The following is a 14,316-nucleotide window of genomic DNA, read 5'->3' as shown; positions in this document are numbered from 1 at the left end:
TTAAGGTGAGATGCTATTGAAAGAATTTCTCAGGCTTCTGTTTGACCAGCCCATACAGGAACCCGAGGAACAACGCCAGATAAAATCCGGATGCCGGTGACGATAAAATGTGTCCGGCTATAAATGCTGCTCCAAGACCGATACAAGCGCCAACACCGCTGAATAAAGCAGTTGTGCTTACTGTACGGAATCGCTGCTTGAAGATGAATACCAGGATTCTGCCGATGATAAACAAAAGCGGCAGCACGAGGATCAGTGTCCCAAGATATCCAAAGCCGAAGAACCAATCCAGGATATCCATTTCAATGATCCTAGGTTCTTCCCCGGTGTAGTTTCCGCCAATTCCCATGCCAAAGACTTTCTGGATGACGGGTGCCCGTTCGAAGTAATAAAGTACTGTGCCAAAGAATTCTTCCCGGCCATTCAATGCCATGAGCTGCCAGGAACTCCACTGTCTTACGCTGCCAGGAGGCGGGACCTCCCCTTCTGCTTCCTCCGGCAATGGCGGAGCTTCTGCTTGTTCCTGCTGCTGTGCCGCCTTTTCATTTGCCATGTCTACAGATAACCCGAGGTTATTGCCGATTGGCATCTCAGGAGAGATGAAGACGGTCACTGCAAGCAGGACTAACACGACACCAGACTGGATGAAGTTGCTTCGTGTGATGATTGCTTGTATGAGAAGTATCAGGAACGCCATTCCTAACACAAGCAGGGCTGCTCCGAATGCGACCTTCGTTCCGATTGTCAGCATCGCCCATATCATGACTGCTATAAGTGCTGTACAGATAATTTGCGCCACAAGTCCCTTCTTTATGAAGAGATAGTAGATGATTGCCCCGCAGAAACCCATACCTAAAATGGCACTGATTTCATTACCGGAAAAGAACCAGCCAGAATGGCCTTGCTTTGCTAAGTAATCATAGCTCCGCTTCCCTGTACCAGTTAATTCGGCAAGAAGCATAACGACACTGACGACACTTGTGTTGATAAATAGATATTTCGGTACAATCACTTTCCATTCCCTATTTTCTCCTATATGGCGGAAAATCATTACATAGACGAGTAAGGCTGTGATAAAGAAGAAGGTCTTCAGGATGAACGTCAATTCGCCTGCCGCTGAAACGGGATCCTTCCATATCATATTGACACCGAAATTGATGGCAAAATAGACAGCCAGCACCAGCATGTAAATGAACGTATTTCTGCTCCAGCGCCGATCCGGATAGCTAAGCATGTACAATGCTCCAATCGGAATGACGAGCAGCCGCACTGGATTGGAAATAGGTATCGAGAAGTACGACAGCAGATCGAGAAACGGCTGAGCCAAAATGAAGAAAATGAAAAGTTTTTCGAATATATGATAGTTGTCCTTGAGTTTCTGTGTCAGAGCTTGCAAAATGATTGTCCTCCTTCTTGCCACTCTTGCCAATTACTTAGCAGCGGAGCCGCCTCTTCCCAATAGGATATAAAATGATTTGATTTTCATCAGGAATACGCAGATCTGAAATACGATGACACCGGCTGCTGAACAGATCAGGATCGTCAGGATAGGCTGTACATCGCTTAAAGTCCCTTTGATCAAGAGAACAGCGATTCCCATGATGAGTACACTGGCAGTCGTCTTGGCGACATCTGCCAGCATTGCACTTACAGATATGCCACCCGTGAGCTTCCGGAACAAAAGGAAGCAGGCAACTGCATAGATCAAGCCTGTCACGGATGAAGAAAGCGGGATACCGATGAAACCGAAGCTTTCTGTAAATAAGTAGTTGAGCAAGAGCTTCAAACCGATGGATAAGAACCCCAGCCGCATCATGTAATGTCCCTTTTCCATCGTATAAAAACCATTGTTGACGATAATGACCAGACTGTAGAACAAGATGGTTCCGAAGTAATAATATGCTGCGATGCTAGTCTCTTCTGCATGCTGTGCAGTGAATTCTCCGTTTACAAAAAGCAGGGTCACTATCTCAGGCATCAGCAGCATCATTCCTGTCAGAACAGGCAGCAGGACGAAATACATAATCTGCAGGCCGCGTGTGATGTTCTCCTTGAAGCTTTCCATGTCCCGCTTTGCATATGCGGCAGCAAGCAGTGGAAATACGATTGTACCAACTGTCACTCCGATAATATTCTGCGGGAATTGTGTTAAGTTCTTTGCGATATTTAAATATGTAACAAAGCTGCTGCCAAGCATATTTGCAAAAGATGTATCAATCAGCAAAGTAATTTGACCGATCATCGCCGTGAGCGCTACCGGAATGAAGATATGGTAGAAACGCTTGTTTTCTTCCCAATTTATTTTGCCTTTTAAGGTAAGCGTCCGTTTTGGGAGCAAGAGCAATAGCTTGAATAGCAAGCTCAGGATCACGCCTGCCAAGTTACCAAATGCAAAAGCATAAGCCCCGATCTCATCCGCGAAGAGCAAGGCGCTTCCGATTGTTCCTAAGAGCACGATTGCTTGTGCCAGTACCGATAAATAGTATTTGTTCTCGGCATCGAAGTAGGCTTCGAGCACCGCATTGACACCGACGAATAGTAACGAGGAAAGGAATATGATCGTCATGATCGTTGCCATCTGCGCTGTATCGCCTGTCAGATTCGGATATAGAAGACGGATATATACCGGCGCGATAAAAATGAAAACAACCGAGATCAGTAAACTGAGCAGCAGTGTCCCTTTCCATACGTCCTGCAGATGTGAAAGCCCTCTGCTCTTTTCTTTGTATTTGATATAACTTGGAACGAATGCACTCTTCATACCTGTTGTCAGGAACAAGATGAACATATTCGGCAGTGCGAATGCCGCGTAGTAGGCGTCCGATTCGCCGCTGGCTCCAAAATAATTAGTTATGAGCATATCCCGGATCAACCCTGACACCTTCAGAACGAGGGTCATGAACAGCAGCAGCAGACTGGCGATGCGAAGTTTCGACTTCATGATAGGACCTCTCTCTATTGCCCATGCAGATATAGCTTATGGGATGCGTATTGCTGGCTAAATTATAAGACTGAACAGAAAGCTGTTTCAAGGCAATTTACAGTAACTTAACGTACCGCATAGCCTGCAGCACGCCTTCACCCCTTCCAGTAACTGGGCTGGGGCATAACTTTACAAAATATTCGCATATTCATACTATTTACAATTACTTCACCATTGGTTAACAGTTGCACAATAATCCTTTGCTAGACTTGGTTCGACATATCCTAGAAAAGGAATGGAGTGTACGTAGTGAAAATAGCTGTATTGATTCCATGCTACAACGAAGAACAAACAATCGGTGATGTTATCGATGCTTTCCGTAACCAGCTGCCACATGCAGATATCTATGTGTTCGACAACAACTCAAAAGACAAGACGAGCGAGGTTGCCCGGAGGCATGGCGCAATCGTCCGTCATGAATATCAGCAGGGCAAGGGACATGTTGTCCGTTCCATGTTCCGTAATATTGAAGCGGATTGTTATGTAATGGTCGACGGGGATAATACATATCCTGCTGAATTCGTCCATGATCTGATTGCACCGATCCAGGAAGGCCGAGCCAATATGGTTATCGGGGACCGTCTGTCGAATGGCACATATGTAAAAGAGAATAAACGCAAATTCCATAACCTTGGTAACACAATGGTAAAAAGCTGCATCAACTTCCTATATAAAAAGAAGCTTAGCGATATCATGACAGGCTACCGTGCCTTTGACCGTCTTTTTGTCAAGACAATGCCCATCATGAGTCCCGGCTTCGAGATCGAGACCGAGATGTCAATCCATGCACTCGATAAGCGACTTGCAATCGTCGAAGTACCTATCGCTTATCGGGACCGTCCGGAAGGAAGCTATTCAAAATTGAACACACTGGCTGATGGCCGCAAAGTGCTCTATAAGATTTTCACCCTGTTCAAGGAATACAAACCGATGCTCTTTTTCACAGCATGGTCCCTGCTGTTTCTCATTCTCGGGCTAGCTGTTGGCATTCCGGTTATTGCTGAATACTTCGCTACCGATTTCATCACCCGGGTTCCTTCAGCCATTCTCGCTGTCGGATTGGTTGTCCTATCGGTGCTGAGCTTCGCTTGCGGCGCAATTTTGGATACTGTTGCTTCCAATCAGCGTAAGCAATACGAATTGGAATTGAACCGGATTCAGGCAGAAAGCAAACCGAAACCTGTCCAAGGTATGACCAGAACTGGGGGCTCCATGTAATGACGCTTGTTCGAAATCTTTTGATCAGTGTGGCTGCAGGTCTTGCAGCCACTATTTCTGTATTGGCTGTTATGCAGGAAAGGCAGGACACGTCACTTTTGAAATATGCTGTCCTTGCTGTTATCAGTATCTGTTTCTTTTATGCTTTCCTTATCTTTAGTAAACAAATTCTCCGGGCTGTTCTGGAGAAACGTTATATAATGATAGGCATTGCTTTGCTGTCAGTTTATACGCTGATCAGCTTGATCGACTGGCCGCTCTTCATCAATCGCCCTTGGTATGAGACGGTGATTGTAGATGTCATTTCACTCGCTACAATTTTCTGCTTCTTTTCCTTCATTGCTTTTATCCTGATGCGCGGAGGTTATATGTGGCAGAGGACGGCGGTAAGCAGGTGGCAAATCCTTTGGTATATGCTGCCGATGATTCTTGTTTGGATGGTCTACTTGCTCGCTTTCTTCCCAGGTAATATGAGCCCTGATTCGTTGAATCATTGGCGGCAAGTAGAAAATATGGAGTTCAATAACTGGCATCCATTCGCTTACACAATGGTAATTCTTGTCCTGACGCAGATTTGGGATTCTCCGGCCATCATCGTGTTATTCCAAATTTTGCTCATGTCGTTTGTGTATTCCTATGGAATCTATTCCTTCCGCCAATATGGACTCGGAAAAACGATCGCTTGGATTGCAGCCCTCCTATGGGCAGTACTGCCGGTAAACGGCATTTTCTCCACTATCCTTTGGAAGGATGTCGTTTATAGTACTTTCATCGTTTTCCTGACACTCTTTGTTATGAAAACAGTGCTGCAGGAAGGGAAAAATCTGCGGACTTGGAGTGGCATCGCGACATTTACAGTAGTTCTCCTCGGCATTGCATTCTTCCGTAATAATGGATTGCCAATTGCCATTTTAACGGCGATAGGCATGCTCCTTGCTTATCGGAGAAACTGGAAGCAGCTGCTGACACCGCTCGTGCTCGTTTCCGCTCTTTATATTGTCGTAACGGGACCAGTATTTACTGCTTACGACATCCAATCTGCCAACCCGAATGAATCCATGAGTATACCGACGCAGCAGATTGCCGCAGTCGTATCCCAGGAAGGAGAACTGACGGAAGAACAGCTCAATTACTTAGATACGATATTGCCGATTGAGGACTGGGATGCGTACAATCCATATCTGACAGATCGTATCAAGTTCCACGATAATTTCAAGGACGATGTCATTGTGGCCGATATGGGCAAGTACTTATCCGTCTGGTTCGATATTGTCAAACAGAACCCAGCTACCGTCATCGAGGCATATCTGAAGCAGACTTCACTCGTATGGCAGATAAATAAACCAGTGGACGGTTATACAAATCCGTACACGATTGACGTGGATCCAAACGAGATGGGATTGGAAACGAGACCGGTGAGCCAAACTCTATATGATGTAGTGGAATATGGTCTGGAAACATCCCGCTACCATACAGAAGAACTCTTCTGGCGTCCGGCTGTTTTCAGTATTCTCATCATCTTGTTCAGCTTGATCGCTTCCCGGAAACTTGGAGCAATTGCTTGGCTGCCGATTTTGCCAGTGCTTTTGAATACGGCAACAATCTTTGTTGGACTGCCGGCTCAGGATTATCGCTATCAAGTAAGCAACAGCATGGTAAGTATCTTCTTCCTTCTCTTTGCATGTTTGTACAAGAAAGGAAAGGAGCCAAGCCATGGAGAACGCGCGACCTCAACAAAACAGTCATAACAAGCAAAAGCTCGGTATAGCTTTAATCTTATTGTCAGCTGTCTTTACAAGCGTCGGTCAGTTGTTGTGGAAGATCGCGGACGGGGAAATCAATATTCCCCTCCTGATCGGCTGTGCCTGTTATGGAGCCGGAGCAGTCACCATGATGATTGCATTCCGTTTCGGTAAGCTTAGTGTGCTGCACCCGATGCTGAGCCTTGGTTATGTGTTCGCATTAGTGATGGGCTCCATCTTTTTGGATGAGCATATCTCTGCCATGCATATCATCGGAACGGCGCTGATTATCGTTGGGGCGATTTTGATTGGGGGTGGGGAGAATTAGCTGGATCTTATTAGTTACCTGTACGATGCTCGGTGCGGGCGGCGGATTCTTCTTCAAGCGGGCCAGTGATCCATCAACACATACGTCTCGTACACTTCTGATCGGACTCACTTGTTATGGCTCTGCTGCTTTGATCAACATCTATGTGCTCACATTGCTTCCTTATTCCGTCGTCTTCCCCCTGACGGCCATTACGTATGTGTGGACATTATTGCTGTCGTATTACTTCTTAAAGGAACATATTCGCTTACGGCAAATAATCGGTGTCGGACTGCTTGTCGCCGGCGCTGCCTGTCTTGTCCTATAAAAAACGACTCCCGCTTTAATCGCGGGAGTCGTTTTCTTTTTGTATAGTTGCATTGACTAGTCTGTAGGGGCGTACACGTACCAATTCAGTAAATTGTTCCGATAGATGCAAGGTTGAAAATTTGAAGTTCGAGTCTGCCCAGCGCATGATAAAGCCGACAGTAGCTGCCATTTGAAAATGGATCATCAGATCATAATCCACTGGAATCCTTGGAGTTTCTGTTTCCATATAAAAATCGCCTGATAAGCAGTCGACGAATACTCGCAGCATCTTGTCAGCTATATCAGGATAAAGAATTCGCAGAGCCTGCAAGACACGCCTTTCTTCGTAAATATGTGTGAATATACGCATCGTGGAAGGAGCCTGTTCCTGTAAATCGACAAAAGCAGCTTCCTTATAAGGTTCTAACAAAGCGATAGCAATACCATCCAGGAAATCAGCAAGGATACTTTCCTTCAGACTCTCTTTATCAGCAAAATGCTTATAGAAGGTGCCACGGTTATAATCGGCTTGATCGGCTATTTGCTGGATGCTGATCCTCTTTTCTTCTTCCTCCAGAATCAAATCGATATATGCCTGTTTAAGCGCCTTCACACTTCTTTTACTACGTCGGTCCGTTTTCAATTTCATCAACAAAACCGCCTTTTTTGTATATTAAATCTATTTATCTTCTATCTCTAAAATATTTTTGTTGATTAGGTTACATTACCTAAATTATTGAGCATTGTTACCTAGTTGTCAATGCGCTAAGATTACTATGGCATAACCATCTCAAAATCTTCAGTATTATCTTCTATATATACCAAGGAGGCTCGCACAGTGAAGGAATTCCAAGGAAAGGTCGTTTTGATCACTGGCGCTGCCGGCGGAATCGGGTCAGCCGCAGCCAAAGCTTTTGCAGAAGCAGGCGCCAAGCTTGCGTTGATCGATCTTTCAAAAAAGGCATTAGACAGGGCTGCGGCAGCTATTGAAACAGAAAAGATCCTGCTTCCTGCAGACGTCACGAAAGAAGCAGATGTAGAACAATCCGTGGAAAAGACAGTGCAGCGATTCGGAAGAATTGATGTGTTCATTAATCAGGCAGGATTGAGCGGTGACTTTGTCCCGATTACTGAACAAACGGCAGCGAGCCTGGAGGAAGTACTTCAGGTGAACGTGGTCGGTGCCTTCCTCGGCTTAAAACATGTTTTGCGTGTCATGATTGAGCAAAAAAGCGGCGTAGTCGTCAATACTGCATGCAGCGGCAGCTTACTGGGCGGACCGGGTATGAGCACGTACGTAGCCTCCAAGCACGCTATGCTCGGCCTCAATAAGACAGCGGCTTTGGAAGTCGCAGATTACGGTATCCGAGTGAACGCAATTTGCCCGTCAGCTTTGGACACAGAATGGATGGAAGCTATCGAAACGAAGGCAGCTAAAGGGAATGAGAACACAGCCCGCCGAGGCTTTGAAGCGAGTTCACCTATGAATCGGTATGGAGAAGTCGAAGAGGTGACTGGACTGATGCTCTTCCTCGCTTCTGATCGCTCCAGCTTCATCACCGGCTCTTATTACCGTGTTGATGGCGGACAAGGAACAACATCAGTATAAAAAAAGAAAGACGAGCGGACAGGTACCTGTCTGCTGCGTCTTTTTTAGTTGGAATCAAATTCTTCTTTCAGTTTATCAAAGAGGATGCGGGCACCTTCCGGACTTAAATACAAGTTGTCTGCATACTGCTTGTTTTCCGGCGTGATTTCTCCCGTTATAGCACAAGTAAAACCAGGCTGATACTTTCGGAAGATGATCTTGTCACCTTCAACAAAAATTTCCACAGGATCTTTTTCTTCTATGCCGAACTCTCTTCTAATTTCTTTCGGCACGACGACACGCCCAAGATGATCGACCCGTCTCGTAATCCCGGTACTCTTCATGAAAACGCCTCCTTTACTGTGATGTTAACACTATACTATATATTTCTAATTATTGAAAATATTATTGTCGTAAAAAGAAGCACAAACACTGATTCTGTTTGTGCTTCTTTTAGTTACTGAAGGATTCCTTCGAGTTCCTGTCGTGTCCGATCTGCGATAGCAGCATCTGAGCCGAGATAGAAAATCTCAGGCTGATCGGTAACCTTATTTAGAAAAGCTCGTGTCGGCTTCGTAACAGCATCCGGTCTCGTCAGAACGATAGGTGCATCATATTTAGCTGCAAGCGGTGCACCAGACAGACTGTCTACCGTCGTTTGACCGTTAGCAAAGAATACTTGATCCGGATTGTTTCCATAATACTTAGTGATAACAGCAGCATTCGTCGAATAGCGATCAGGACCGTATACACGCTCCACAGAAGCACCAAGCTGCTTGACTGCATCCGCTACACGTTTAGACACGACTGTCTCACTGCCGATAATTGTCACTTTTTTAATACTATTGCGCTTGATATAATTCTTTACTTCTTCATGCAGCTCTCCCGTTCTTGTCAGCAAGATAGGGATGCCTTCTTTTCCTGCATGAGGTCCGATAGTGAGCGCATCCGGCGATTTCTCATCTCCGACTGCAAGGAAGACCTCTGATGGCTTACTTGAAACAGCTGCCACTTTCTCTGCTACTTTTACTGCTGTCGCATAACGAGTAGTGCCGGCTACTCTTTCGATTGTGCTATTAGGAAACCTTTTACGCAAATCGTTCTCGACATTTTTCGAAATAGCTGGCTCTGCACCTACTATATAGATGGTAGACGGATTCAGTCTATCAATCTCCGTAATTGTCACCTGCTCCAGCTTATTCTGATCCGTTAACAGAAGCGGAGAATCCGTTTGGGCTGCCAGGACGCTTCCTGTGAAAGCATCGATTGGGAGATCGCTTCTTCCAAGTACGACTGCTTCAGGAGATTCCAGATGCCAGCCGTAGTTGGAAATGCTCGCACTCGTGGCATTACGGCGTGAACCTTCCAAATTGTGCACGACCATAGGCGCCTTGCTCAAATAACCGCTGGCTACATAACCTGTTTTGCCGCTGCTAGTACGCACTGGATACCAGACATAGTGATTTACATTGGAATTATTTGCAGTGTAACCGCCAGTGATTGTCAGCTTTTCCCCTCTTGGCAAGGAGCCGATGGAAGAACCATTCGGACTATTGCGCAGCGTGAGCTGGTCAGCTGTAACATATACTGTGCTGCCATTTCCATAATTCTGTGTGCTTTCATGCAATGGTCCAGGCGTGGATACTTGGTTTGTCTGGAATGAGAAGTATGAACCAAGTTTTCCGCTAATTCTGCCAGGTGTCAAAAGGTGAGTCGGGAAAGGCGTCGTGGTAATCAACGACTGATTCTCCATTTCCTTATACACAAGCTCCTGGTAAGCAGTTTGCGGATTTGCTATTGGATCATTCCGCTCTAACCGTCCATTGTATGCCAGAATAGCAAAGTACCAGTTTTCTAATTTATCAGGATTACCATCGTTGACCTTTGGAATCAGATTATATGCCAAAGTGGATTCAGCTTTTTTATTCGTTTCATTCCATTTGTCTTTAAGAATCTGCATACCGCGATCGATATTATAATCGATATCGTGCATCAGCTTTTGGATTTCCTGTGTATCATTGCGATTGTAATCGGAAACCTGCATTATTCCGATACCAATGCAATCATAGCCAATTAACACATTTGAGCCATCGGATATACCGCAAGAGGATATGCTGCCACTCGTATACTGTCTCCAGCCACTTTCACGGAAAGCGATCGATTTAACGATTTCCGGCGGCACATCGTATTTGACTGCTGCTGCAGTCAGTTTGCGGCTGATTGTTTCAGCACTTGGGTTTGTATGCCCGGCTGCACTGGCACTGAACTTACGTGCCTGAGTTCCATTTGTGGCTGATTCTGTTTGCTTACCCTCTTCTGTTACTTGCTGCGGTGCCACTGTGAATGCTTCCACATATACTTCTTTTGGCTCTGCTAGTGGAACATTTTGTTCAATTTTCGGGTAGCTGACTCTGACCTGCGAACCTTCCTGATCAACAGCTAGTCGCGCTCCTTCATACAAATCAGATTGATAAATACGTTCCAAGCCCTCATTCGTCAGCTTCAAAATGTCGAATTGCAAAGCTTGGGCTGTACCGTGTGTACGATACTCGACAATCAAATAAGAATTCTCGGCCATTGTCGCTTCCTGTACGGAAGCTATATCCGAATCTGGAATCGTGGATTCATAAAGTGTCCCGGCATCTCCGGTGATCCGAATCGTACCGTTGATATCATTCGTTACTTCGACTGATTTTCCATCCGATAAGCTAACTGATGCAGCGCCACTCGAAAACGTATGGCTGGCTGATTCTGCCTGAACAGCAGCCGGCTGGAATAATGCTAAACATGTGAGAAATAGACCGGCAATAAAGACAGTGATATACGTCACTCTGCTTCTTTCCACCTGTTACCCTCTTTCTTTTACTAAAATTCGCAATACAAAATACTCATGTCGAATTTTGTACGGCGTCTTTTAAACTATAAAAAGAGTAGGTGGATTTTACTAGACTATCGGAACAATCTTTACATTTCAAAACTCGAATTTACAATTTCTTAACAATAAAAGCCCAACCGCAGTTGGACTTTATACAGAAAATATTCTCGTTAATCGCGGCTTAATTGCTTCCACTTCATAAGCTGCTGCTGTCTGTTTTGCCGATTCTTGAATCGTTTGCTTCGCTGCCTCTGGCAGTTCCATATAAGCAGTGATGCAGCCAGCCAGCTCCTCAGCAGATCCTGGTTCAAAAAGAAAGCCATTCCTGCCATGCTGCATATAGTCTAACAGTCCTGCCATCCGGCTGCCGATTACAGGTGTTCCGCAAGCCATCGCTTCCAGACCTACAAGACCAAGGCTTTCTCCTTCTCGCATTGTCGGAAAACAGAACACTGTCATACTATTGTATACACTGTTCAGCTTTTGCTGGGACAGAAGCGGGAAATGCACAAGATTTTCCCGTAATCCATAACTATCCACCATATTATCAAAGCTTTCTTTTTCCAGTCCATCACCGATGAACAATAGCTTGTGTTTTTCCAGTTTGCCTTGTTCCTTCAGGAGCTTGGCAGCCTTCAGATAGACATCCCAGCCTTTTCCTCTATCAATCCTGCCAACAAATCCGATATAGCTATATGCCGGATTGATCTCCAGCTCCTGGCAAGCAAGCTGGGTATCTTTCTCATAGAAGGTATCCTTGTTAATGCCTCCGGATGGAAAAATTTCGATCCGATTCGTCAAACCATATTTCTGCTGCACAAGCTGCTTATAATAATCACTCGGTGTAATGACAGTATCTGATACTTCTAATAAACGCTTCACGTAAGGCTGGTATTTCTGCCGTTTCTGAAACTCTGGCACTACATCACTGCCATGCACATTTGTGTAGACAACCATATTCTTGTTCAATTTCTTGGCAATCAGCACCGGAATTGAATTATGTGTTGCATAATGCACATAGGTAACATCATATTTCCGGAAAAGCGATTTTACGATCACTTTGATAAAATGACTGGCATAAGCAATCAGCTTACCTAAGGAACTTGATTGCTTTGTGACGACAGTACGGTCGAATGCTACTCCCGACTGTGCAAGGATCTTTTCTGTATTTTCGACAAACACCCCATAATTGGGATGCTGCTTGCTTGGATACATATTTGCGATCAAATGAACTTTCATAAGAATGCCCCTTACGTACTTAATTGTAAACAAATTGTACGCTTATTTGACAATGCTTGCAGTAGGATTGTCTACTTCTTTAGAAACAATTTACAATCAATGATCAAGCAGACCGATCAGGAATTCATAGCTTGTAAAGGAATCTCTCCAGGTGGACCAATCCATTTGCTGCGGTTTCCATGGCGTAACGAAAGGTTCATTTTGGTAATAATCACCTTGATTTGCAGGAAGGAATGCTCCTGTTTCGAGACCAGATGTGATAGCTGCCTGGTTATCATTTTGTGCTCCGATATCCACCTTGGTTGTGAATAACTGACCGTTTGCCATTCTCCAAACTTGATCGTCTTCCACCTGTGCCGGTTTAACGGTAGGGGCTTGACTGGCATAAGCAAGTAAAATATCGGTATCCACATGATAGCCAGCTAAAAGCTTATCGGCTTGGTCATCTTCTGCCAAGTAAGATGCTTCGAATTTATACGTGCTTTCTTTTCCGGCATCAGAAACGGGCTGTTCAGCCAACTCCGTGATTTCCCCTTCCAAAGCGGGACCATCTTTAAGCTTCGCTTCGATCGTCATGGCATTCTGCACCTGTTTCCGCTCCGATTCGGCCAGTTCTCCAGTAATGACGAGTTCTCTGCTCTTTATCGTAATAATAGGTTTATTCCCAGGTTCATTGATAGCTTCCACAGTGCCTGCCGCTGGACTCGTGACAGTCACATATTCCCCTGTCTCCTCCAAACCAGCCAGCTGTTCTTCCGCTGCTGCAAGTTCTGCATTTTTCTCGGCAAGCTCTTTTTCCAAACTGATGCGGTATTGCTCCTGCAGCTGGGCAGTCTGCTCTTCTGTTGCCTGCTGCAGCTCTTCTGTTGCCTGCTGCAGCGCTTCAGTAGCTTGATCTGTATTTTCCTCGTTCTCAGGTTCGTCCATCGTTTCTGGAACGCTCACATCTTCTGAATATGCTGTATCAGCCATATCAGATTCGCCTGCTTCTGAAATTGCTTGCTCCACGGCTGCCGCCTGTTCATCCAGCGAAGTAATGCTGGCTGTCAATTCACGGTACGTTTTCGCATAATCTGCTACTTTGTAGGTGAAAAGGTCAGCTCCCTCTTCTACTGCATCGCCAGGCTCTACAAGCATTTCTGAGACAGATCCTGACTCGGAATCCAAGTAGACTGGCACTTCATTTGCAGAAGTTAGTTCACCGGGAACAGATAACGTCTCTTTTACATCCTGCGCTGTTACCTGCTCCCACTTATGTATAAAATTCGTCCTGCCTACCCGGCCTTCATCATCCATGAATAGGATGGCGATGTTGACCAGTACAAGGACGAGTCCTAATGCTAATAGCTTTTTCTTCATCCTTCAGGCCCTCCTATGCGAAGATGAATGCAACAATCTTATTCCCAAGCCCTCCAAGCAGTGTCAGTAAAAGAATGTAACAGAGATAGATCATACCGACAACAGCCCATACATGCCATCGTTTGGCTGGGAACAGCATAAGCAGGCATCTGGTCTGGAAATACAGGATAAACAGCTGGAACAATGACATTGCGCCAAACAAGCTGATTATCCAGGGGCGGTCTGTAAACAAATCTGCAATGACTCCAAGTGAAAACGGCGATCGATCCCAGTCCAGGCCGGCTGCTGGCAATAGGATCAGCCAGGAGAGAGCTTCCAGCAGGAATACAATACCTACACTTAATTGGATAACTAATAGCTTCTGATATGGTATTTCATAAAAAAGGTAAAATACGAGAGACACAACAAAAATGATAAGCAGTCCCAGTCCTACTCCGCAGACGAGACGGCCTATGATGAACCAAAACTTCGCGTATTCATAATCCGAACCTATGTAATCTGCTTTCAATTGATTCAGCGTCTCTGTCCCAGCACCAACCCATCCTAGTGCTGCATAAACGAGACAGAAAGCGAGGAGGATCAAGACAGTCCATAGCCAATGGCCACGCAGCTGCTCAGCTTCCCGCAGTTTGAATAATGTCTCCTTCGGGTTAGTCAGGAGACGGAAAGGATTCGTATGATATGTCATATTCTGCC

13 protein-coding genes are annotated in these 14,316 nt (G+C 45.4%); 5 read left to right on the top strand and 8 right to left on the bottom strand.

Annotated features, from left to right (window positions below):
• Positions 1–13: 13 nt before the first annotated feature.
• On the bottom strand, positions 14–1,396 hold the full coding sequence (locus tag ACH6C1_RS03700) for an O-antigen ligase family protein (protein WP_374074716.1): 1,383 nt from the start codon (positions 1,394–1,396) through the stop codon (positions 14–16).
• Positions 1,397–1,429: 33 nt separating this feature from the next.
• Entirely contained in the window at positions 1,430–2,941 is a 1,512-nt protein-coding gene (gene murJ / locus ACH6C1_RS03695; protein ID WP_374074714.1) for a murein biosynthesis integral membrane protein MurJ, read from the bottom strand.
• A gap of 291 nt (positions 2,942–3,232) precedes the next feature.
• Between murJ and ACH6C1_RS03690 the strand changes: the two genes are divergently transcribed.
• Genes ACH6C1_RS03690 through ACH6C1_RS03675 form a run of 4 tightly spaced genes read left to right on the top strand, consistent with a single transcriptional unit; the run spans position 3,233 to position 6,578 of the window.
• A complete protein-coding gene (locus tag ACH6C1_RS03690; protein WP_374074711.1) occupies positions 3,233–4,201 on the top strand; it encodes a glycosyltransferase family 2 protein in 969 nt (322 codons plus the stop codon).
• Positions 4,201–5,949 (top strand): DUF6020 family protein, encoded by a 1,749-nt coding sequence (locus ACH6C1_RS03685; RefSeq protein WP_374074709.1) that lies wholly within the window; start codon positions 4,201–4,203, stop codon positions 5,947–5,949. Before ACH6C1_RS03690 ends, ACH6C1_RS03685 begins: the two co-directional genes overlap by 1 nt.
• Positions 5,915–6,271 (top strand): DMT family transporter, encoded by a 357-nt coding sequence (locus ACH6C1_RS03680; protein ID WP_095220901.1) that lies wholly within the window; start codon positions 5,915–5,917, stop codon positions 6,269–6,271. The genes ACH6C1_RS03685 and ACH6C1_RS03680 overlap by 35 nt, the downstream gene beginning before the upstream one ends.
• Positions 6,258–6,578 (top strand): EamA family transporter, encoded by a 321-nt coding sequence (locus ACH6C1_RS03675; protein ID WP_286160656.1) that lies wholly within the window; start codon positions 6,258–6,260, stop codon positions 6,576–6,578. Before ACH6C1_RS03680 ends, ACH6C1_RS03675 begins: the two co-directional genes overlap by 14 nt.
• 15 nt (positions 6,579–6,593) lie before the next feature.
• Here ACH6C1_RS03675 and ACH6C1_RS03670 read toward each other — a convergent pair whose 3' ends face one another.
• On the bottom strand, positions 6,594–7,208 hold the full coding sequence (locus ACH6C1_RS03670; protein ID WP_374074707.1) for a TetR/AcrR family transcriptional regulator: 615 nt from the start codon (positions 7,206–7,208) through the stop codon (positions 6,594–6,596).
• A gap of 189 nt (positions 7,209–7,397) precedes the next feature.
• Between ACH6C1_RS03670 and ACH6C1_RS03665 the strand changes: the two genes are divergently transcribed.
• On the top strand, positions 7,398–8,168 hold the full coding sequence (locus ACH6C1_RS03665) for an SDR family NAD(P)-dependent oxidoreductase (protein ID WP_374074705.1): 771 nt from the start codon (positions 7,398–7,400) through the stop codon (positions 8,166–8,168).
• 44 nt (positions 8,169–8,212) lie between these two features.
• On the opposite strand, the gene ACH6C1_RS03660 is transcribed toward ACH6C1_RS03665, so the two are convergent.
• The 5 genes from ACH6C1_RS03660 to ACH6C1_RS03640 form a co-directional block, all read right to left on the bottom strand.
• The gene (locus tag ACH6C1_RS03660) at positions 8,213–8,491 is read right to left on the bottom strand and encodes an AbrB/MazE/SpoVT family DNA-binding domain-containing protein (RefSeq protein ID WP_095220905.1); all 279 of its coding nucleotides are present in this window, start codon (positions 8,489–8,491) and stop codon (positions 8,213–8,215) included.
• 113 nt (positions 8,492–8,604) lie between these two features.
• Entirely contained in the window at positions 8,605–10,992 is a 2,388-nt protein-coding gene (locus tag ACH6C1_RS03655) for a cell wall-binding repeat-containing protein (RefSeq protein WP_374074702.1), read from the bottom strand.
• Between the two features lie 180 nt (positions 10,993–11,172).
• Complete coding sequence (locus ACH6C1_RS03650; protein WP_374074700.1) at positions 11,173–12,261, bottom strand: glycosyltransferase family 4 protein; 1,089 nt, start codon at positions 12,259–12,261, stop codon at positions 11,173–11,175.
• Between the two features lie 96 nt (positions 12,262–12,357).
• A complete protein-coding gene (locus ACH6C1_RS03645; protein WP_374074698.1) occupies positions 12,358–13,620 on the bottom strand; it encodes an efflux RND transporter periplasmic adaptor subunit in 1,263 nt (420 codons plus the stop codon).
• Positions 13,621–13,633: 13 nt separating this feature from the next.
• Positions 13,634–14,308, bottom strand: coding sequence for a hypothetical protein (locus ACH6C1_RS03640; RefSeq protein ID WP_374074696.1), 675 nt, complete (start codon positions 14,306–14,308; stop codon positions 13,634–13,636).
• Between the last annotated feature and the right edge of the window lie 8 nt (positions 14,309–14,316).

The sequence above is a fragment of the Terribacillus sp. JSM ZJ617 genome, from assembly GCF_044383785.1.
Lineage (GTDB): Bacteria > Bacillota > Bacilli > Bacillales > Amphibacillaceae > Terribacillus.
The sequence above is the reverse complement of the archived record's forward strand: the minus strand, read 5'-3'. Positions and strand labels throughout refer to the sequence as shown.